General features: G+C 36.6%; 19 protein-coding genes and 1 tRNA gene. 9 read left to right on the top strand and 11 right to left on the bottom strand.

What is annotated here, in order from left to right; genetic code table 11:
* Positions 1–194: 194 nt before the first annotated feature.
* The 7 genes from ACFINL_RS01590 to ACFINL_RS01560 all read right to left on the bottom strand — a co-directional run bounded on the left by ACFINL_RS01590 (position 195) and on the right by ACFINL_RS01560 (position 6497).
* The gene (locus ACFINL_RS01590; protein ID WP_375622274.1) at positions 195–605 is read right to left on the bottom strand and encodes a cytochrome c-type biogenesis protein CcmH; all 411 of its coding nucleotides are present in this window, start codon (positions 603–605) and stop codon (positions 195–197) included.
* Between the two features lies 1 nt (position 606).
* Complete coding sequence (locus ACFINL_RS01585) at positions 607–2586, bottom strand: heme lyase CcmF/NrfE family subunit (protein ID WP_375611161.1); 1980 nt, start codon at positions 2584–2586, stop codon at positions 607–609.
* 7 nt (positions 2587–2593) lie between these two features.
* A complete protein-coding gene (ccmE, locus tag ACFINL_RS01580) occupies positions 2594–3073 on the bottom strand; it encodes a cytochrome c maturation protein CcmE (RefSeq protein WP_375611160.1) in 480 nt (159 codons plus the stop codon).
* Positions 3074–3150: 77 nt separating this feature from the next.
* Positions 3151–3921, bottom strand: a complete 771-nt coding sequence (locus ACFINL_RS01575; protein ID WP_375611159.1) for a tetratricopeptide repeat protein — start codon at positions 3919–3921, stop codon at positions 3151–3153.
* A 234-nt stretch (positions 3922–4155) separates the two neighbouring features.
* Positions 4156–5574, bottom strand: coding sequence for an ATP-binding protein (locus tag ACFINL_RS01570; RefSeq protein WP_375611158.1), 1419 nt, complete (start codon positions 5572–5574; stop codon positions 4156–4158).
* Entirely contained in the window at positions 5574–6239 is a 666-nt protein-coding gene (locus ACFINL_RS01565; RefSeq protein WP_375649356.1) for a response regulator transcription factor, read from the bottom strand. The genes ACFINL_RS01570 and ACFINL_RS01565 overlap by 1 nt, the downstream gene beginning before the upstream one ends.
* 21 nt (positions 6240–6260) lie before the next feature.
* On the bottom strand, positions 6261–6497 hold the full coding sequence (locus tag ACFINL_RS01560) for a hypothetical protein (protein WP_375611157.1): 237 nt from the start codon (positions 6495–6497) through the stop codon (positions 6261–6263).
* A 346-nt stretch (positions 6498–6843) separates the two neighbouring features.
* On the opposite strand from ACFINL_RS01560, the gene ACFINL_RS01555 reads away from it, so the two are divergent.
* From ACFINL_RS01555 to ACFINL_RS01540, 4 genes are all read left to right on the top strand, one after another.
* Entirely contained in the window at positions 6844–8994 is a 2151-nt protein-coding gene (locus ACFINL_RS01555) for a transglycosylase domain-containing protein (protein ID WP_375649349.1), read from the top strand.
* 17 nt (positions 8995–9011) lie between these two features.
* Positions 9012–9608, top strand: a complete 597-nt coding sequence (locus ACFINL_RS01550) for a DUF1214 domain-containing protein (protein WP_375649343.1) — start codon at positions 9012–9014, stop codon at positions 9606–9608.
* Positions 9601–10140 (top strand): hypothetical protein, encoded by a 540-nt coding sequence (locus ACFINL_RS01545; protein ID WP_375611154.1) that lies wholly within the window; start codon positions 9601–9603, stop codon positions 10138–10140. Before ACFINL_RS01550 ends, ACFINL_RS01545 begins: the two co-directional genes overlap by 8 nt.
* A gap of 535 nt (positions 10141–10675) precedes the next feature.
* Positions 10676–11461 carry a DUF1499 domain-containing protein gene (locus ACFINL_RS01540; RefSeq protein WP_375611153.1) on the top strand — a complete coding sequence of 262 codons (786 nt, stop codon included), beginning with the start codon at positions 10676–10678 and terminating at the stop codon, positions 11459–11461.
* 962 nt (positions 11462–12423) lie between these two features.
* Here the strand turns inward: ACFINL_RS01540 and ACFINL_RS01535 are convergent.
* Together ACFINL_RS01535 and ACFINL_RS01530 are read right to left on the bottom strand one after the other, a co-directional pair.
* A complete protein-coding gene (locus ACFINL_RS01535) occupies positions 12424–12816 on the bottom strand; it encodes a hypothetical protein (RefSeq protein WP_375649338.1) in 393 nt (130 codons plus the stop codon).
* Positions 12779–13021, bottom strand: coding sequence for a hypothetical protein (locus ACFINL_RS01530; protein ID WP_375649333.1), 243 nt, complete (start codon positions 13019–13021; stop codon positions 12779–12781). The genes ACFINL_RS01535 and ACFINL_RS01530 overlap by 38 nt, the downstream gene beginning before the upstream one ends.
* Before the next feature lie 254 nt (positions 13022–13275).
* Between ACFINL_RS01530 and ACFINL_RS01525 the strand changes: the two genes are divergently transcribed.
* From ACFINL_RS01525 to ACFINL_RS01510, 4 genes are read left to right on the top strand one after another with little or no spacing between them, the layout of a single operon-like run.
* A complete protein-coding gene (locus tag ACFINL_RS01525) occupies positions 13276–13455 on the top strand; it encodes a hypothetical protein (protein ID WP_375611151.1) in 180 nt (59 codons plus the stop codon).
* The gene (locus tag ACFINL_RS01520; protein WP_375611292.1) at positions 13400–14944 is read left to right on the top strand and encodes a peptidase domain-containing ABC transporter; all 1545 of its coding nucleotides are present in this window, start codon (positions 13400–13402) and stop codon (positions 14942–14944) included. Before ACFINL_RS01525 ends, ACFINL_RS01520 begins: the two co-directional genes overlap by 56 nt.
* Positions 14934–16259 (top strand): HlyD family type I secretion periplasmic adaptor subunit, encoded by a 1326-nt coding sequence (locus ACFINL_RS01515; protein ID WP_375649330.1) that lies wholly within the window; start codon positions 14934–14936, stop codon positions 16257–16259. Before ACFINL_RS01520 ends, ACFINL_RS01515 begins: the two co-directional genes overlap by 11 nt.
* The gene (locus ACFINL_RS01510; protein ID WP_375645519.1) at positions 16259–16723 is read left to right on the top strand and encodes a toxin-activating lysine-acyltransferase; all 465 of its coding nucleotides are present in this window, start codon (positions 16259–16261) and stop codon (positions 16721–16723) included. The genes ACFINL_RS01515 and ACFINL_RS01510 overlap by 1 nt, the downstream gene beginning before the upstream one ends.
* A gap of 229 nt (positions 16724–16952) precedes the next feature.
* Here ACFINL_RS01510 and ACFINL_RS01505 read toward each other — a convergent pair.
* Positions 16953–17027, bottom strand: a tRNA-Gln gene (locus tag ACFINL_RS01505).
* Between the two features lie 872 nt (positions 17028–17899).
* On the opposite strand from ACFINL_RS01505, the gene ACFINL_RS01500 reads away from it, so the two are divergent.
* Positions 17900–18502: a superoxide dismutase gene (locus tag ACFINL_RS01500; RefSeq protein WP_375628283.1), complete on the top strand. Its 603-nt coding sequence runs from the start codon at positions 17900–17902 to the stop codon at positions 18500–18502.
* A gap of 82 nt (positions 18503–18584) precedes the next feature.
* On the opposite strand, the gene ACFINL_RS01495 is transcribed toward ACFINL_RS01500, so the two are convergent.
* The gene (locus tag ACFINL_RS01495) at positions 18585–20678 is read right to left on the bottom strand and encodes a S9 family peptidase (RefSeq protein ID WP_375649323.1); all 2094 of its coding nucleotides are present in this window, start codon (positions 20676–20678) and stop codon (positions 18585–18587) included.
* Positions 20679–21211: the final 533 nt, after the last annotated feature.

The raw sequence follows: 21211 nt of genomic DNA, 5'->3' as shown, positions 1-21211 counted from the left end.
CATACCTTTATTTCAATTCCGATCACTTATAAAATACCAGACCTTACCATTTTCTGTCTAAATTATTAAAGTTTTGTAAGGTTTCAGTATTCCCTAATATAATTACAATAAGATTGTCTGCTCATTGCAGATGATCTGATTTTTTCTTTTATGTAACATTTTTTTAATGCAATGACATTTTTGACTGTTCTTTTTCATTCACATAACGCATGATTATTCCGTTTGAAGTGGAAAAATATGATACTTATGCCAATGATAATAATGATCAAAGGCGAGAACCATAAAAACCAAGTTATCTTATTCAATGGTGGTTTCAAGAGAATAAATTCACCATATCGCTCAACAAGAAAGTCAGTGACTTGCTGATTACTATAGCCCATTTTTAGCCTTTCCCGAATTAAAAGCCGTAAATCACGTGCTAAAGCAGCATCTGAATCATCAATTGATTGATTTTGACAAACCGGACAACGTAAATGCGATGAAATATGGCGTGCTCGCGCTTCAAGAATCTTATCCTTTAAAATCTCATCCGGCTCTACTGCTATTGCTAATCGAAAAGGAAACGTTGCAATTAAAAAAAATACAATCCAAAGAATTTTTTTCATCTCAATGTCTTTTCCAAAAATTTAAAGCAAGCACTACCCTATTGTACATGCCAATGCGAAACCAATACCCCAGAAGAGAAAGACATCCCCCCATAGCCATCATGAATGCCCCTAACCAAATACATATTACATAAGGCTTCCACCATACGTGCACAACGAGACCCCGATTATCGATATGTCCCGGTATAATATATAGCTGCGATAAGCCACGATTTTTAAGACCAACTTCTGTTGTTGATGTATTTTGGCTTGAATAAAATCGCTTTGAGGCTGTTACATGACCCACAATGTTTTTATTTTCATATATTTTAAAATAAAATTCCATTGTCGAATAATTCGAACCAACACCATCATGCACTGCATCAAAATGAAGCGTTTTATCCGCTATCGTCACCCTATCCCCTACGTTCATGATTAAAATACGTTCTTGCCCAAAACTTGCCACGCAAACAATACCAAATAATGTAACGCCTAATCCCATATGTGCTATTGCTGCACCAAAAGTAGACCATGGCAATCCAAGAAATCTCTTAACGCGTACTGAAAAAGCTCTCTTGCCATATCCACTCTTTCCCCATAGATCCGCTAAACTGCCTAAAAAAACAAACGCTGAAAGCCCAATCCCTAAAACTGCAAAAATATCACGCACAGATGTCGCATAGAATATTATAAAACAGACGATACCAACCAATACAAAAACAAACCACAAGCGTTCAAAAACTGCAAGAAAATCACCGCGTTTCCATGCCATCATTGTCCCAAATGGAACAAACAACAACAGCAAAACCATTAGCGGTCCACAGGTAAGATTAAAAAAAGCAGCCCCTACAGAAATTTTTTGCCCTGTTAATATCTCAATAAAATAAGGATAAAGCGTACCAATCAATACTGTTGCTGTTATTGTTGTCAGTAACAAGTTATTTAAAACAATAAACCCTTCACGTGAAATTGGTTGAAAAAATCTTTCTGTTTTTAAAATAGGGGTACGCAAAGCAAAAAGAAGAAAAGCAGCTCCCGTAAAAAAAAATAAAAGAGCAAGAATTGCTTGCCCGCGTGCTGGATCAACAGCAAAACTATGAACAGAAACTAAAAGCCCAGAACGCACAAGAAAAGTTCCCATCAGAGAAAGGGAAAAAGTAAGCAGCGCTAAAAACAGAGTCCAACTTTTCAATATTTCTCGTTTTTCGAGAACAAGAGCAGAATGTAAAAGAGCCGTTCCTGAAAGCCACGGCATAAACGAAACATTTTCAACAGGATCCCAAAACCAATACCCCCCCCATCCTAGCTCATAATAAGCCCAATAAGAGCCAACCATAATACCCAATGTCAAAAAACACCAAGCAAGTAAAAGCCACGGACGAATCCCACGCGCCCAAATTCTATCAACATGTCCCATAATCAATGCCGCAACGGCAAAAGAAAAACAAAGTGAAAAACCGACATAACCTAAATAAAGTAGCGGTGGATGAATTGCTAATGCGATATCTTGTAAAAGAGGATTGAGACCATTTCCCTGCAATGCTGGTGGATTTACGCGTAAAAATGGATTGGATACAAAAAGAATAAATAAAAGAAAAGCAGTTGTAATCCAACTTTGGCAAATTAAAACAAGCGTCTTAAAATCTTCTGGCAAATGTTGGCTAAAAAAAGCCATCAATGCGCTAAAAAAAGCAAGACTTAAAACCCATAACAACATAGAGCCTTCGTGGTTGCCCCAAACACCTGTAATTTTATAGAGCATCGGTTTTTCTGAATGAGAATTCTCAACAACGTTCAAAACAGAAAAATCAGATACGACATAAGCATAAATTATCACTAAAAAAGATAAAAGCAGTAATGTAAAAGTAATATATGTTAGAGGAACAACTGTTTGCATTAACAAACGCTCTCTCCACCAAAAACCTAAAGCAGGTAAAAATGCCCCTAATAAGCTTACTGAAAATGCTGCAGCTAAAAAAATATGACCCAGTTCGACAAGCACAATCGAATTATTTCTCCATAATGTAATGTTTTTTCAAACGATCAGCTGTTTCTTTAGGCATATAAGTTTCATCATGTTTTGCTAAAATACGCATCCCTATAAAAAAGCCCTGTTTATCGAAATGCCCTTCTACGATCACCCCCTGACCTTCACGAAAAAGATCCGGTAAGGCACCATTGAAAACTACTTTTTCATGTTTTTTGTTATCCGTTACAAAAAAAACAACGCCTCTCTCTCCAACATATTGAACAGTTCCCTTTTCAACAAAGCCACCCAAACGCAAAGGGCGCTCCGTTAAAATATCTTCTCTTGTAATTTCAGAGGGCATTCTAAAAAAACTGACCGCATGACGCATTGCATACACTATGAGACTTGCTGCAATTGTCATAACCAAACAACATAATAATATGATCAGTAAGCGCTTTTTTTTTCGCTGCTCTAAAATAACCTTCCATGAGGCAGAATTCTTTAAAGATTGACTGTTCATAGACACTCTGCGAAAAAATTTTAAATACGTTATAATTAAGTATCAATATTTTATTTTTTAAGAGCTTTGCACATCTTCTACATAGGTGCAAGATTTCTTTTCTTTGTATGCTCACTCGATAAATCACGTAACTGAATCATCATTTTTTTAACACGTGATTGTCCTGAAAAATTTTCAGGCATTGTATCAAGAAAGCTTTGTAAAAATTGTACTGCCTGCGCAGTTTTTCCTGCTTGATGCAATGCATCGGCCAACAATAAACGTGGATAAAAATCTGTTGGCGCTAAATCTGCTGCTTTTTGAAAAGCATTTTGCGCTTCTTGCGTTATCACTCCCCCTTCATAACCAACCAATGCTAAACCGTATCCTACAAGCCTTGGAGCTGTTTCTCCATTCAAACGAAGTGCATCTAAATAAGTATTCACTGCTTCTTGAAAAAGGCTTTCTTCGAGATACCCTACCGCTAACGCATCTGCTAGCTTGCCATCATGAGGTGCACGGAAAAAAAGCACTTGTAAACGAATAAGCTTTTCTTGCTTACTAAGAGTTTGAGGATCCTTATCCATTAATTCGCTAAAAAAATAACTTTTCACTTCCGGATTACCTGTCAGCCCATAAATATTCCATGTCATAAGGAGAACAAATAAGATACTTAAAGCCTTAAGAATATTTCTTTTTTTATAATGCATATAAAGCTTGTTAAACTCAATCATACGCTTATGGCTTCTGTAACCATCCACGGTTTGAACTTTCCATTCTTTTTTTATCTCATCGTCAAAACGTAGTGAAAGAAAAAGAACACTTGCCAGAAAAATCAGAAAAAATGCTGCAAAAATTAATAAGAGCATATCGTTTTTTTCCAATACGAACAGAGAATAACTCGCTTACATTTTATCCTCTTCATGAGAAAAGTGATGTGAATTAATAAAAATTCATTTTTTCATGGAGAATATTATAAAATCTATTATATACATCAATTAAACAAAGAAACTAAAAACAATGTTTCCCTACTCTTTGATGTATTATCTGAAAATACTGCTTTACAAACTTTATAGACATTTCTTGCTTAAGGAGAAAATATGTTATTCTCCCATCTTAGGTAATAAAACTTTTGCATACAACCCACCCAAATCAGAACGTGATAAAAAGAGATTGCCACCATATTCACTGACCATATCTGAAACAATTGCTAACCCTAAGCCTGACCCTAGTTTACTTTCATTAAACCGCCGCCCTCTTTTTAATGCTTCATCAATTTTGTCTTCTGTTAAACCAGGACCATCATCTTCTACAAAGATACTAAAATATTCTGTTTCTTCAGCATTTTCTTCTAAACAACAAGAGATCAAAACCTTTGCGCGAGACCACTGAGTAGCATTTTCAATCAAATTCCCTATAATTTCTTCTAAATCTTCCTTCTCTCCAGAAAAAACAATATCATCAACATCCATAATAAATTGAATTTGTTTTTCAGGATTAAGCTTTTTCATAACCCGTACCAAGCGTTCAAGCACACTGCGAACAGACGTATGATAGACAACACTATCGCATTGTGCTGCAATCCGCGCACGCTGAAGATAATGATTGATTTGAGCTTGCATTATTTGCGTTTGCTCTCTCAACAAACTAGCCTTTTCTCCGCGCATCTTATCTGTCTCATTCATAATCACGGATAGAGGCGTCTTCAATGAATGCGCGAGATTACCAACCTGTGTGCGAAATCGCTCGATAATACGCTGATTATTATTAATGAGAGCATTCATCTCTTGTACAAGCGGCATCACTTCGCTTACTAAATCCGTATTCACATAATGAACTCTTCCTTCGCGAATATCATTCAATGCACGTCGAATAAGCTTCAACGGTTGAAAACTAAAGAAAATAATAGCAATATTAATAAGAACACTCCCGATACCGAAACTCCAAAGAAAAATTTGCAAAGTTCGCTTAAATTCCTTTACCTGGGCATGAGCTTCATCGATATTCCCAACAAGCCGAAAACGTGCAATATGATTTTTATTATCAAGAACAACATCACTCTCAATCACTTGTAGCTTTTGACCATTGTTCCCCGTTATCCGATAAGAGCGAAAGAATTTATTGTCAAAAGGTATATCAACATCACTTGGTGTAAATATCTCGCCTGTTCCCAATGAGGGAGATGTCAATCTTCCTTTTAAATTATGGGATATCGCAACAACTTCCCAATACCATCCTGTTGTTGGATCAGAATAACGAATATCATCAATCCCAGCCCCTCCTATCAAAGTACCTTCCGATGACACCGTCACTGTTGCAATAAGACTGTAGAGTTGAGCAGAAAGGATACGCTCTAGGCTTTGTTCAGTCGAACGCTTATAAAATAAAATACTTACTGCAGAAATCGATAAAAGAGAAATAACAACCCATAATGTTGATAAGATCATAACACGTAAACTGAGAGATCGAGTAATTACAAAAAAGAACCTCCTATACCAATTATTCTCTTCAAAAACATTCATTAATCACCTCGCGTTCTCACGCGATATCCCATTCCTCGAATAGTTTCAATCAAATTCACTCCAAGCTTTTTCCGTAACCGACCTACAAAGACTTCCACCGTATTCGAATCCTTATCAAAATCCTGATCATAAAGATGTTCAGTAAGCTCTGTTCTTGAAATGACCCTGTCACAATGATGCATGAGATACGAAAGCAGTCTGAATTCATAAGATGTTAGTTTAATCAATTGACCATCCACAAAAACACGAGACGTCTTTGTATCCAACAAAACATTTCCGCAACATAATGCACTTGTCGCATGTCCCGTAGTGCGACGAATTAATGCTCGCAAGCGCGCCATCACCTCCTCCAAATGAAATGGCTTCACAACATAATCGTCAGCTCCAGCATCAATACCGCGCACCTTATCAGACCAACGGTCTCGCGCCGTTAGCATTAAAACAGGCATGGAGAGCCCTTCTTGACGCCACTTTTCAACAACACTAATACCATCAATCTGCGGTAAACCTATATCAAGTATCACCGCGTCGTAAGACTCTGTGCTCCCTAAAAAATAAGCCTCTTCACCATCGAAAGCACTATCGGAAACATATCCTGCACGTCTTACAGCTTCTGCTAATTGATGGTGAAGATTCCGATCATCTTCAACGATTAAGATACGCATCACAACACCATCTGCCAAAAACTAATCAGCAGGAACAAAAAATTCAACACGACGTAACTTTTCACCATTACGGGCTGGTACAACAACCACAATTGCACACATGTTCTTTCCATCCTGAACAACCGGTTTTGAACGGACGAGAACCCCGCTCTCTTGTGCGGCAGCCTTCTTACCTACTTCAGCACACCCAGAAGCTAGAACAGAATCTGCTCCTAAAAAAGCTGCTATTATTACGAACAAGAATTTTTTTTTCATCATAAATATTTCAATAACCCATCTCTTCTCTTCCTTGATAAAGGGTAAAAGAAATAATGGTTTTTTTTAGTCGATTAAAAAATCACAAATGGAAATAATTTATCCTCTATCTTACAGAATAACATATTAACATTACTCCAAATTTTTAAAAAATCAAAAAAATATTTTTAATAATGAGAATAAAATTTATTCAATAAAATAATAAAATATTAATATACTATCTTACAAAAAATGAATAATTCTAAAACAAATTCTTTCTCTGTTAGAACTATAGAAAAAAAATACTTCTACTCCATATAATTATTGTAGATTTGTTTGGTTGTATTGCTTTGCCATAGGCTCTCTTTAAATGTTTGATTTTTTTAAAAAAAAGAAAGGGCAACACCGTAAGCCATTTCATAGTCCTGCTCTCATTGAATTAGACGCACGATTAGACACAGCGCTTTATCACATTCGTTCTGCTAACAGTTTTTTCTGGAAAAAGGCAAAAATCGTCTCACAAAATTTTCATCTTCAAGGATGGAAACGTTTTATCGTTGAAGTTCTCGATGAAATACTGACATTAGGGTTGATGGGATTTACTCTTTTCACTATTTTGGGCATTTCTGTTTTTGAACTGACCAAAACAGATTGGTCTTCTCCTAAAAACTTTTCCATTCTTTTTCTAGATCGCTATGGAAATTCCATTGGGCACCGTGGTGCACTGCCGGCAATCTCTGTCCCCGTTGAAGAAATGCCTGACACTGTCATTAAAGCGGTTCTCGCTACAGAAGACCGTCGTTTTTTTGATCATTGGGGCATTGATTTTCAAGGACTTACACGGGCAATTTCACAAAATATGCAAGCTAAAGGTGTGGTGCAAGGTGGTTCAACTCTCACACAACAATTGGCTAAAAATTTATTTTTAACAAACGAAAGAACCATAACACGTAAAATCAAAGAAGCTTATCTTGCTCTTTGGCTAGAAGCAAATTTTAGCAAAAAGCAGATTTTACAACTTTACCTTGACCGAGCCTATATGGGAGGAAACAATTTTGGTATTGCCGCAGCGGCAAAATTTTATTTTGGAAAAAACATACGTCATGTCTCTTTAAGTGAATCTGCTATGTTAGCAGGACTCTTTAAAGCTCCAACAAAATATGCTCCTCATAGTCATCTCTTTGCAGCTCAAACACGTGCCAATATCGTCCTTTCTAATCTTGTTAATAGTGGCTTTATGACGAAGAGCCAAATTATCAATGCGCATCGCCACCCTGCTAAGGCACTTCCCCAAAGAGAAAATAATCAGCCAGATTATTTTCTTGATTGGGCATTCGAGGAAGTCAAAAAAATGCGTAATCAACTTCCAAGCCATAGTTTAATTATTCAAACGACCCTTGATCCGAATATTCAAAAAGCAGCAGAAGAATCAATTGCATATCATTTACATCAGTATGGTCAACAATATCGCGTAACCCAAGCTGCCACCGTTATACTCGATAATAACGGTGCCGTATGCGCAATTGTTGGAGGACAAGATTATAAAAAGAGTCAATTTAACAGAGCAACACAAGGCGGACGGCAAACTGGTTCTTCATTCAAACCTTATGTTTACGCAACCGCACTGGAACACGGACTGTCTCCCTCGACAATCGTTTTAGATGCTCCTATCAATTGGGGAGGTTGGACACCAAAAAATAATTCTGGCCGTTATTTGGGGAAAATTGATTTAGCAACAGCTTTAGCTTTTTCTATTAATACAGTCCCTGTGTATCTCACCTATCAATATCTTCACCGCGATACCCAACCTATCATAGATCTCATCAAGAATATGGGGATTAACGCGCATATTTTATCACACAAAACGATGGTTCTGGGCACTTCCAACATGACCCCCATGGATCAAGCGACTGGCTTTAATGTCTTTGCGAATGGCGGGATAGCTGGTAATCGTCATGGGTTTACGCAAATCAAAACAATTGATGGTCGTGTCGTGTGGGATTTCGAACATAACGGAAAAAAACTACACCGAGTTCTGAGTGAACAATCAACAGCTTATATGAACCAAATGATGGTGGGTGTCACGACACGAGGATCTGGTAAGCGTGCTGCTCTACCCATGACTCTCGTCGCTGGGAAAACTGGAACATCACAATCTTATCGTGATGCTTGGTTTGTTGGCTTTACAGGCAATTATACAGGAGCGGTATGGATGGGAAATGATAACTTTTCACCGATGAATCGTGCTTTTGGGGGTGGCGTTCCTGCCATGATATGGCATCGCATCATGCTTGCTGCACATCAAAATATCATGCTCAAACAGCTCTATGGTGTTAAAGATTCTCTCCTTCCTTATCAGCCTCCAGTACTTTCTTCCCATGCAGATTCTGAAGTTCCTCCTCCAATACCCTCTACGCTTTCTCCTGAAACATTAAATATCGTGCGATTGATTAACAAAGATCTGAAAAAAACATCTGCAATTTCTTTGAAAATGAAAACAACTGGAGATTCAACATTTTGAATTCAAGATATTCACTGATGTTTTTTAATATCACCATTTTCTTCTTTATCTTCGCTTTTTCCATTTTATGTGGAACACTGAGTGTCGATTATGTGCTCAATTCCTTTCCTCATTTTGGACTCTTTAGAATTGGAAAATGGAGTGCTTATCCCCAAATGGGAACCGCCAATATGGATCCTTATACCCGCGCCCGCACCGCTAAACAAGGCATTGTTTCACTCGGACGAACTGAAGGTATTCAATTCCAGATTTGGCAAGATAATCAAGGGCGTCCACTCCACCCCCACTGTCATTATTTACTCAAAGGCACCATCCCTGAAACCCGTCTTTTTACCCTTTATACAGCTGACAAATCTCTAAAACCCTATACTTCATCCAAAGAAATACCTTTTGAACTCCACACGAACGCTATTATTTATGAGCATAATGGCTCATTGCGCATTAATATTTCACCCACACCGCAAACCGGCAATTGGCTTGCAACAGTTAGTCAAAAAGAATTCGGGCTTATTCTTACCTTATACGATACCTCAATCATCTCTGCAACGGCATTACAAAAGCTTACAATGCCATCAATAGAACAAATCCCATCAGGACAAATAAATTGTGACTAGATTTATTTATATCGCACTTCTTGCAATCATTGGCGCTATTATTGTTCATATTTGCGTTCTCTTTCTGATCCCCTATTGGGCACAAGATAATATATGGACAACACTTAAAAAATCCGGAGCCCCTTATCAATTTGTCGATTTTACGCTCGATAACCCTATTCAGCAATCTGCTGATCCACTCTTTCTTCTTAAAGTCTGTAGATTTAACCTTGAAAATGGACCTGTTCATTTAAAAGCTTTGAAAACACGACAATTTTGGTCACTAGCAGCCTACACACACGACGGAATTATTTTCTATAGCCTTAATGACCGAACAGCCCCTGATAATACACTCGATCTTATCATTGGAAAACCAATACAAATCATAGAACTCAAAAAATCAAAACCTAAAAAAAATACCAATTCAGTTTTGGTTGCTAAAAATTTGAATGAAGGGTTTGTTATTTTACGTACTTTTGTCCCTTCTTCCCTTGCGAAAAAAGAAAGTGAAGCTTTCCTTTCATCTGCGACCTGCCGTATATTTTATGAATAAAAACGGACTAAGCTCTCATTTGTACAATACCTTACTTTCTATACAAAATACATGAAGCCTATCAAAATGGTTATCTTTTTTCTCTATTAATCAAATATTCGAATTCAAATTTATCTGATTATAAATCCCTCAATTTTTTATTGAGATATAATGAAATCTCTATTGCACATCATCATATCCTATTTGATACGCATTATCTGACAGAAAAAACTCCCCGCAATCAGAAGAGAAAAATCAAGAGTAAAGCTCTAAAAAAATATGCTGCTAACAATTGTAAAACTTGTTATTTGAGTTTATTTCTTTTTATTTACAAACATTCCCATAAAACTCGCATCAATGACATGATAAACTATAGAAGAAATACTGTTTACCTTCAATAAAGTGCGAAAATAATCGCTGGAAACTTATAAGACATTACGCATCCTTGACCTCAAAAATAAGTGCTTTATTTTTCTCTTATAAGCAGAAGCTTTTTGTACGATAGGCACTCTGAAAAAACTTGGCTTATAGTTTACAATTGAGGGGAAAAAACTTCATGAAGAAGAGATATGTTCGGTTCGTTTCAAGAGCAGCAGTATGGTCCCCTCGATTTGGCGGATTGTCGTTCTTTATTTTATTATTTTCAGTCATTTTACAACGTTTTTCGGTCATTAACGTAACCGATTTCATAATTTTGATAGGTATCTCTACTGGCTGTGTAATTATTTCTCTTTTTCTGGCTATTAAAGCACTTCATAGTTTGTGGGTCTATGGTGCTCTAGGCGGAATGAAAGCTTTAAAAGGGATCATTTATTCGTTGATAACGGCTACACCACTGATGCTCTTTTTGGGACTTTGGTTTACCTTACCGGCTCTTTACGACGTTTCTACCGATACACAAAAACCGCCGGCTTTTTTTCGCACAATACGTCCTAGCGATGCTTTACCGCTCAAAAGTGTTTTGACTGAACAAGAAACATTACAGATGTCACAATGGCCAGAAATATCGGGGCGCCGTTATGATGGCTCACCTGATCGTATTCGCGAATCTGTTCTCAATGTTTTAGCAGCCTATGATTGGCCTGTTGTGGCTCAACGAGAGTTTAAAGGTGAAGAAAATGCGCTTTATATTGAAACGAGAGCTAAAACTTTTTACCTTGGTTTTATTTCGGATATCGTGATACGCTTAACTGATGAAGGGGATACAACTTTTGTTGATATGCGTTCTGCTTCTCGTTATTTGCCAAGAGATTTGGGGACAAATGCTGCTTTTATTATCGATTTTATGGATGCCCTTGATACAGAAATCGCCTCACTTCCTCTCTCACAAGACGATGAATAACAATCTAAGAGAAATAAGGCATTTTATTTCATAAAAGTTGCCTATTTTTCAATAAATCATGATACATAAGCAAACAATCACTTTTCAAAAACTATAAATTGATAATCCTTATACAAAAGATAATAATCTCAAAACAACCCATGCTTGAAATAATGAAAAAGATTAAAAAAATAGGAAATAAAAAACAGAAATATTGATAATAATATTAAAGTCTCTGTCTAACTGTAATCAGTAAATATTTTTTAAAGTTTAATATTATATAAAAATAATAACTTATTTTTTATAAATAACTCTACAAATAACACCTTATAATTATATTTTTAAAATAATATAACAACTTGATTTTATATTATTTTAAAATTCCCATATATTCAATTAATAAATTTGCAGCATAATATAATATAAAAAACCTAATTGTTGTTAATATTGTCCTTTTTATACTCCATTTCTTACCTTTAAATCTATTGTAAAAAAACATGCAAAGTCCAAATCCAATTGCTGTCATTAAGGAGCTAGTAAAAGTATGCATAACAAAAAATCCAGACTGAAATTTCATCTACTTTATGAATGATTTAAGAGAGAGCAATAAATTATAATTCAAATAATTATAATTTTATATATAAGCAATCTTTATAAAATTCCCATATATTTAACTAATAAATTTCCAGCATAATATAATATAAAAAACATAATTGTTGATAATATTGTCCTTTTTATACTCCAGTTCTTACCTTTAAATCTATTGTAAAAAAACATGCAAAATCCAAATCCAATTGCTGTTACTAAGGAGCCAGTAAAAGTATTCATAACAAAAAATCCAAAATAAAATATCTATTATCACACACAAAAATATCCCTGAAATCAGTTTAGCCGTAGCTTTAAAGTATGTTTACAATATCACTGATCTCAGAAATATCTTACTAGCTATTTTCTAAATAAATTAGAAACAGTGTCCCTCCACTTTACGGATGACATTGATTGTACTTATCTATAAAACCACTAATAGCTCCTCCTAATCCGCCTGCTACTGCTGTTTCCGGACCACCTAATAAACCAATTAATGCTCCTGCGCCTCCCTTTATGGCCGCTGTTTCGACATAATCGCTTACTTCACAACTTGGATTCGGATGGCATTCATTGTACTTATCTATAAAACCGTCAGCCGCTCCTCCTAATCCGCCTATTGCTGCTCCTTCCGGACCAAATAATGCACCAGATGCTAGTCCTATGCCTCCGTGTATGGCAGCTGCTTCAACATAATCGCTTGTTTCACAACTTGGTGCCGTATAGCATGCATTGTATTTATCTACCACAGCGTCACCAGCTCCTGCTAGTCCACCTCCTATTGGCTCCATTGACAAAGCCAGAACCGACACCTCCCGGTCCAGAAAAAAAACCTCCAACTGCACCAGCAATACCTCCTATTACGTCTCCTATGATGCCGCCTGCACCTGCTGCTTGGGCATGAGCGCCTGCGCTACAATCATCTTCTTCTGGAAAAAGCCAACTTTTTGGATGTGAGTTACTACTTGAATCATTTGATGAGCTTGAACTACCCATTTAAATCCTCCTTTTATTATTAAAAATAACTGTATCACAACGATACAGTTGAAAATTCATTATTGTTCATTTTAGAAAATTTCAAATATAATTTGTATAAATAACAATAAAAATACTGTATAAACAATAAATACATTATGTTTATATTATATTCACACAAAATGTATATTTTGTATAAATATAATACTATTTACAATACTGTTTAAATATGCGACATCAATCGCTCTTTCTCTTAAATAAAATCATAAATTCAAATGAGTCATTCACAAGAAAAACCTGTATCATTCTCTTGGTTTACAAGAACAACAAAGAAATATATCTATTATGTCATCGAACTCAGTTGCGTTGCTGTTGTTTTGCGTTTGCTGGGCTTGGTGAATCCTTTTATTTTTCAAGCGATTATCGACCGTATTCTCTCCTTTTCAGCGTATTGAAAGTCTCTATGCTATCGTTGTCTTGATGGTTGCTATCATGCTGTTTAGCACAGCTCTTAGCACTCTATCAGGCTACTTAGGTGCTTATTTAGCCAATCGGCTTACGCTAGAATTTGGACGGCGCATTTACACCCATCTTTTAAGTCTCTCCTTGCCCACTTTACGCCGTTGGCAAGTAGGAGAACTATTCACGCGAATCGGAGAGGTTGATACAATTCGCGGGTTTCTAACAGGAACCATTACAACAACTGTCCTGAATGTTCTTTTTGCCATCATTTATCTCGCAGCACTTTTTTCTATCAGCCCGCAACTTACTTTTATCGTTCTTATTGTTTTACCATTACAAATGGGTTCTTTAGCATTGGTTGGTCCCTTTTTACGTCGCCAACTACGCCGTGCTTTCACCCTGCAAGCAGCCCATCAATCACGCCTCATTGAAAGTTTTACTAATCTTGAAGCCATCAAAGCGCATGTAAAGGAGCCAATCCATACCATACGCATGCAAGAAACTTTAGCTCGTAGTCTTGATCAAAGCCTCACAACCAGCAAATTACATCTCCTGAATGGAGCTATGGGGCACATTTTTGGTGATCTTTTCACTATTTTTATTATCTTTTTTGGTGCTCAGGCAGTTCTTCAAAATCAAATCACATTAGGGCAACTTATTGCTTTTCATCTCCTCGCCGGTAATGTTTCCGGTCCTATCTTAAGTCTTGCGTCTCTATGGGAAGAATGGCAACATTTAAAAATCTCTCGCCTGCGTTTGGGCGATATTCTTAACTCCCCATCAGAATGGGAAGAGGAAAAGCCTCCCTTTCAGCTTATCACAACGCCTTATCTTGAAGCTAAAGATACCTGTTTTTCTTATGGAGAAAAGCCAATTATCAACCATCTTGATATCTGTTTACAACCTGGAAAACCCATTATGCTGCTCGGTCCTTCAGGGTGTGGAAAATCAACTTTAGCAAAGCTCCTTTGCGGACTCTATCCCCCGACAAGCGGGCAGATATTGATTAATGACCAACCTTTACAGAATTTTGATGTCCGTAGCGTGCGTGAAACAATCGCGTACTTTCCTCAAAATCCTTGCCTTTTTTCCGGAACCATTCTTGAGAATATGCTTCTTGCTAAACCAGATGCCACTAAAGATGAAATTGACGCTGCACTATATGTTAGTGCTTGCCATGATTTGATTGCTCAGTTGCCTCTAGGACTCCATACTCAAGTAGGAGAGCAAGGTGGTTTTTTATCGGGTGGTCAGCGCCAACGCTTGGCTTTGGCTTGTTTCTTTCTGATAAACCCAAGCCTGCTTATTTTAGATGAACCTACTTCCGCATTGGATGACACTGTCAGTGCACAAATTGTTGAGCATTTATATAAACTTTCACAAGATCGTATTGTTCTTGTTATTACCCACAAAAGTGACCTCTTTCCTCAGCATGCAAACGTCTTAAACTTTACTGATTTGGAGGCAAAAAATGGCAGATAAAGCTCCCTATTTGCGCCCTTTGTCACCAACGCTTCATATGGTTGTTGCTGTTTTGGTCACCTTATTTCTCTTTATTGTGATCGGCAGCTTTATCGCAAAAACAGAGATTGTTGCACGGGGGCAAGGAAGTGTTATTCCCACCGCTTACGTTCAGCTGGTCCAAGCGCAAAATACAGGACGCATTGAGAAAATCCTTGTAAAAAAAGGGCAATTTGTTCATCAAGGGGATCTCCTTATTCAATTAGATCCCCGTGAAGCCCTCAATGAGTGCGCACGTGTTCAAGCAGATATCGCGCAACAAACCCTTCAAGCACAAATCGCAACAGCTATTTTAACAGCTTTGCATGAAAGTGATCCTTTGGATAAAGATTTTGTGACCAAAGGACTTGCCTATCTGCCAGTTCCTCCTTCTGGCAACACGACTGCAAGAATAGAAGGGGAAAAACTCATTAGCGCTGCCCTTCAATCTCTCCAAGATAAATTAAGAGCGCTAAAAGCACAAGCGGACCGCGTCGAGCGCAGCGGTGCAACACAACATGCGCAATTAGATAGGTTGGAAGATGATCGTCAATTAAGCCAAGGAAAATTAAAAGCTGCAAAAAGCCTGATGGAAACAAAAGTCATTAGCCAAGCCGTTTATTTAGAGCGTTTACATGATTTTAAAAATGTCGAGCATGAAATTTTAACCAATCAAAGACGTTTGGAAGAAAATGCCGCCGAAATAAACACCCTCCGCCAACAACGGAAAAGTCTCATTTCCGATGAAATCGCCCGCTATCGGCAACTTTCGCGTGAAACAGAACTGAATCTTCAAGGATTAAAAGCAAAGCTTGATAGCACTCAATACCATCTTGACCACTTATCACTCTATGCGCCTGTTGATGGACGTATCGATGATTTAAGTATCCATACTTTGGGCGGCTTTGTAGAGGCTGGTAAAACTCTCATGCGCATTGTCCCTGGTGCGGGTGGTCTCATTATTGAAGCATTTTTTGATAATCGAGATATTGGTTTTTTAGAAAAGGGCCAACGTGCTTACATCAAGTTTTCTGCCTTTCCTCCTGAACGTTTCGGTGTTATCCACGGTACAGTCGTTAATGTAGGCGCTACAGCGCGCTATAATAAAGAAATTAATGGTGTCTATGCTGTTTTAATCAAAATTGACCAAGATCACATCACTTTGAATAACAAACATCTTAAATTTATCCCTGGCATGACTGTGGCAACGGATGTCATTACCTCAAAACGGCGTCTCATTTCCTATTTCTTTGAACCTATTACCAAAGTTTTAGAACAATCTCTAAAGGAAAGATAATGTCTGTAAATGAAAATTCATCACCATCATTCATAGACCCTCTTACGGCTTTGGGTGCCATGGTTGTTTTAATGCTCACATCTCCCTTATACCGCCGCTGGCGAATCTGGGATATCGAACGAAATTTAGGACCAGCTTTACAGACTGGGCAATACAAGCTCTATAAAAATGAACGTGGAGAATTTTGTGCCTTTATCACTTGGGCTTTTTTAGATGAGAAAAATCATCAATCTATGCTTGATAAGGGAGAATTTTTACCTGATGCCAATTGGCAGAATGGAAAATACGTATGGTTTATTGATTGTGTAGCACCCTATGGCCATACTGCTCATATTGTACGCGATATGCAACGAAATATATTTCCTGATCAGCGTTATTGTTATGCTGTACGACGTAATGAAGATGGTGGAATACGAAAAATTGCACGCTGGTGTTGCTATAGAGCGCAAAATCCAGCCAAATAGTTTTTCTAAAGCAAGTGCGCATAAATCATTTACCCCTCGTCTTATAGAAAAGAATCTTTTAAAAGAGCTCTTTAAGCGATAGCTATAGCAAGAGAACCTTACCATATTTAGAGCTAACCCGCTACAAATAGGTGGTTTTCAGCTTACCAGACTTTCTATGAATAGCAATAGATAGTTAAGGGGATTGATCCACTCTCAAGCCGAACTTTTATTAACATTTTACCGGAACTGGCTGGGGTACCTGGATTCGAACCAGGGAATGCCGGTACCAAAAACCGGTGCCTTACCGCTTGGCTATACCCCAAAAAAACACGCTTTATAGCGACTCCTGCACCTTATAGCGATTCCTGTGATTGGACGCAATATCTGAAAATCAAAGACTTTACTTTTTTATCATAAAATTTCTGAGTCTTGTATGGCATTGCCATCGATACAAATTCGTAGCAGAAACTGATATACAGTTGTGATTTTAACATAAGTAGGAACCATTTATCCATCAATTATTTTGCTCTTTGTATTGATTTTCTAGGAACAGAAAATGAAAATCTTGCAGTTTACTCATGTATCTAATAAATTTGCATATGATTTACTTTTCTTGATATATTAAAATCCCATCTTGCTCAATTAAAAAAAACTGTCTCCACATTGGCAACCGGTAAGTGTATGATAGTGCTGCTGTGCTCTTGCATTAAGCATAAAGATGGTAATGTCCACTAATTTTTACATTATATTATTCATGGGTAGCACCATAAAATAAAATCAAGCACATTGAAAAATATTTCCTAAAAAATAACACTTATTATTCTGTTGAAAACATTATGATACACCCATAAACTGGAAGAGTTTTGCAAAAATTAAAAACATTTTATATGGTATTTGAAAAAATAGAGATACAAAAACAAGGAATAATAGCTATTTCCATTTACTTTTTATTCAAAAGATAATGATATTTATTACCCACTCATAGATGTAAAAAATCTTCAGAAGCAATCTTTATGTAGACCAATATCCTTTTTGATTGATGAATATACATTTCCTAAAAGCTTCTTTTACAAAAAGAGAGACATTAAAACTATTTCATACAAACTAGGTATTCAACATTTGCTTTTAAATGCGGTAAATGGCAAATTAGGCTTATGAAATAAGCTTAACAATTAGAATCGAGGAGATTTTTAAATGGCTTTTGAATTGCCCCCGTTGCCTTATGATTACGATGCCCTTTCGCCTTATATGTCACGCGAAACGCTTGAATATCATCATGATAAGCATCACCTCGCTTATCTTACCAACACCAATAATTTTGTGAAAGAGTTAGGCTTAGAAAATGAAAGCCTTGAAGATATTGTTAAAAAAAGTTTTGGAAAAAATATTGGTTTGTTTAATAATGCAGCGCAGTATTACAATCATAACCACTTTTGGCTTTGGATGAAAAAAAATGGTGGTGGCCAAAAACTTCCTGAAAAGTTAGCAAAAGCTATTGACGCTGATCTAGGTGGTTACGACAAATTCCGCGCTGATTTTATTGCTGCTGCTAGTGCCCAATTTGGTTCTGGATGGGCGTGGGTTGCTGTTAAAGATGGCAAGCTTGAAATTATGAAAACGCCTAATGGCGAAAATCCCTTAATTCACAATGCTCACCCTATTTTGGGTGTCGATGTGTGGGAACATTCCTATTACATTGATTATCGCAATACTCGACCGAAGTACCTCGAAGCCTTTGTAGACCATTTAATTAATTGGGACTATGTTTTGAAACTTTATGAAGAATGTGAATTTTAAACTGTCTCAATAATTTTTTAGTGTATGAAAGTCCCTATAATCCAATAAATTATCGGAGACTTTCATACCAAAATATTATGGATTAGCAAAAGTCTTTTCCTGCTATCTTTAGAATATATGCATAGATATAGGCAACTTCTTCTAGCTTTGAAAAACGTCCAGCTGCACCAGCGTGCCCTGAATCCATATTAATACGTAATAAAATTGCATTATCGTCTGTTTTTAGGTCTCGTAATTTTGCCACCCATTTTGCAGGCTCCCAGTAAGTTACACGAGGATCTGTTAATCCTGCCATCACAAGTATAGGGGGATAGTTTTGAGCTTTGACATTATCGTAAGGTGAATAGGAAGCAATAAGCTTATAATCTTCTTCTGATTCAAGAGGATTCCCCCATTCGGCCCATTCTGGAGGAGTGAGTGGCAATGAAGCATCTAACATTGTCGCTAAGACATCAACAAAAGGCACATTTGCTACGATCCCAGCAAAATCCTGTGGAGCTATATTGGCAATGGCTCCCATCAACATCCCCCCTGCTGAACCACCATGAGCAATCAGCCGGTCGTGAGAAGTGAATTTATTGTTTACAAGGTAACGCCCACAAGCAATAAAATCTGTAAATGTATTGTGCTTAAAGAGATGTTTTCCTTTCTCATACCATTCTACTCCCTTTTCTTTTCCTCCGCGAATATGAGCAATAGCGTAAATAAAACCTCTGTTTACTAGAGAAAGTACATTACTATTGAAACTGGCAGGTATAGAGATCCCATAAGCACCATAACCGTAAAGCAGACAAGGCGCACCACCATCAAGGGGAGTATTTTTGTGATAAAAAAGTGAAATAGGAATCTTCTCACCATCGTCTGCTATTGCTGTAATACGTCGTGTTACATATGCATCTTTATTATGCCCAGAGGGAATTATTTGCGTTTTTAAAAGCATTCGTTTACAATTTTTCATCTCATAATCAAACACTTGATCAGGTGTTGTCATAGACGAATAGGAAAAACGAATAGTTGGACTGTTATATTCTGCAACTCCTTGCAGACCTAAAGAATAAGCCTCTTCAGTAAAAGCAATGGAATTAACTTGTTTAGTGGTACGTTCCATTACTTTTATACGTGGAAGCCCCTCAAAACGTTCGATCCAGACAAGAAAATCTTGATAAGCATCATGGGATAATATTAGGCACCCAAGCTGATGTGGAACAAACTCAGACCAATTTTCTGATTGTGGAGATGTATATGGCGCTACCATAATTTTGAAATCTTTTGCATTATCTAAATTGGTCAGAATATAAAAGACATCACCACCTTCTGTAAGTGAATATTCAATACCTTTTTGTCGTTTCCGTACACATTGGGGAATAGTAAAAGGCGCCTCAGCAGGAATTAACCAGATCTCGGATGTTTCATGATCATGAATATTAATATAAATAACATCATTAAGCTTAGAACCGCTTACATCTAAGAAAAAACCTGGATTGTCTTCACGAAAAATAAGCTTATCTTGTGATTGATCTGTGTTTAATTGGTGATAATAGAGCTCTGAAGGTCGGTGGTTTTTATCCATCTTAGTATAGAAAAAACCTTCAGATCTAGCATCCCATACAATTTGACCAGATGTATCAGTAATTGTGTCCATACAGTCAGACAATGTCTCAAAATTACGAATTTTAGCTGTATAGAATTCTGATCCTTTGTCATCATAGGTCCATACCACATGTGTATGGTCAGGAGATTCTTGAACTGAACCAAATTTGAAATATTCTTTGCCTTCTGCCAAGACATCACCATTAAGGTACACGTTTTTTTCTCCGCCATTCCTTGGTGTCCGAAAATAATGTGGTTGTTGGCCTCCGGTAACATAAGAGAATCCGTAAGCAAAAGGACCATGTTTTATAGGAACAGAACTATCATTCTCTTGGATCCTGTTTTTCATTTCGATAAAAAGCAAATCTCGTAATGGTTTTGTATCAGCCATTTGAGCTGATTGATAAGCATTTTCTTTTTCAAGATAATGTCGAATATTGGGATCAAGACAGTTAGGATCTTTAAAAACATCTTGCCAGTTAGACGCACGTAGCCAATGATAGGGATCATCACGAAAAATACCATGATATATTTCCTTATGAGTGATTCTAGATGCTTTGGGAGGAATTGCAAAAGTGCGAGTCATACACAATCCTATATTAAAATATGTTAATAGCTTCGTTTATATGTTAGAATCACAATGATTGATGCAAGTGTAAAAATCTATAAGTTCTATTCACTTGCAAAAATAGCACCATGATAATTTTTAAAACTAATACCTTTCTGTTCATTACATATCACAGCTATTGTTTTCTAGGGATATAACACCACTTTTATAATGAAAGTGACTGGTAAAACAATTAAACTATTAGAAAAAGAATTGATTTTTTTTGAAACAGTATAATCGCATAATTTTACAGAGATGAATAAATATATCTAAAATATTATTATTGCTGTATAAAAAATAAAAATATCCTACCTCCTTTTAATGAATAGTTTTATATTAAAAATAATACTATTATGTCATTTTTATAATATAGTATGTTTTTTATTATTAAATTTTGTAAATATAAAAAATAAAAACAAATTTAAAACTTATTAAAAATAAATTTACTAAACTATAATTATTCAAAATAAAATATAATAATTTATATATTATATTTTTATAATTAGTAATTT

Origin of the sequence: Bartonella sp. AA78NXGY, assembly GCF_042197005.1 — a bacterium.
GTDB lineage: Bacteria > Pseudomonadota > Alphaproteobacteria > Rhizobiales > Rhizobiaceae > Bartonella.
Note: the sequence above shows the minus strand (reverse complement) of the source record. Positions and strands in the feature narration are given on the sequence as shown.

Coding starts and splice junctions, on each gene's coding strand:
- ACFINL_RS01590 (WP_375622274.1), bottom strand. CDS start 605: ATGAAAAAAATTCTTTGGATTGTATTTTTTTTAATTGCAACGTTTCCT.
- ccmE (WP_375611160.1), bottom strand. CDS start 3,073: ATGAACAGTCAATCTTTAAAGAATTCTGCCTCATGGAAGGTTATTTTA.
- ACFINL_RS01575 (WP_375611159.1), bottom strand. CDS start 3,921: ATGCTCTTATTAATTTTTGCAGCATTTTTTCTGATTTTTCTGGCAAGT.
- ACFINL_RS01570 (WP_375611158.1), bottom strand. CDS start 5,574: ATGAATGTTTTTGAAGAGAATAATTGGTATAGGAGGTTCTTTTTTGTA.
- ACFINL_RS01565 (WP_375649356.1), bottom strand. CDS start 6,239: ATGCGTATCTTAATCGTTGAAGATGATCGGAATCTTCACCATCAATTA.
- ACFINL_RS01560 (WP_375611157.1), bottom strand. CDS start 6,497: ATGATGAAAAAAAAATTCTTGTTCGTAATAATAGCAGCTTTTTTAGGA.
- ACFINL_RS01555 (WP_375649349.1), top strand. CDS start 6,844: ATGTTTGATTTTTTTAAAAAAAAGAAAGGGCAACACCGTAAGCCATTT.
- ACFINL_RS01550 (WP_375649343.1), top strand. CDS start 9,012: ATGTTTTTTAATATCACCATTTTCTTCTTTATCTTCGCTTTTTCCATT.
- ACFINL_RS01540 (WP_375611153.1), top strand. CDS start 10,676: ATGAAGAAGAGATATGTTCGGTTCGTTTCAAGAGCAGCAGTATGGTCC.
- ACFINL_RS01535 (WP_375649338.1), bottom strand. CDS start 12,816: ATGGAGCCAATAGGAGGTGGACTAGCAGGAGCTGGTGACGCTGTGGTA.
- ACFINL_RS01530 (WP_375649333.1), bottom strand. CDS start 13,021: ATGGGTAGTTCAAGCTCATCAAATGATTCAAGTAGTAACTCACATCCA.
- ACFINL_RS01525 (WP_375611151.1), top strand. CDS start 13,276: ATGAGTCATTCACAAGAAAAACCTGTATCATTCTCTTGGTTTACAAGA.
- ACFINL_RS01515 (WP_375649330.1), top strand. CDS start 14,934: ATGGCAGATAAAGCTCCCTATTTGCGCCCTTTGTCACCAACGCTTCAT.
- ACFINL_RS01510 (WP_375645519.1), top strand. CDS start 16,259: ATGTCTGTAAATGAAAATTCATCACCATCATTCATAGACCCTCTTACG.
- ACFINL_RS01500 (WP_375628283.1), top strand. CDS start 17,900: ATGGCTTTTGAATTGCCCCCGTTGCCTTATGATTACGATGCCCTTTCG.
- ACFINL_RS01495 (WP_375649323.1), bottom strand. CDS start 20,678: ATGACTCGCACTTTTGCAATTCCTCCCAAAGCATCTAGAATCACTCAT.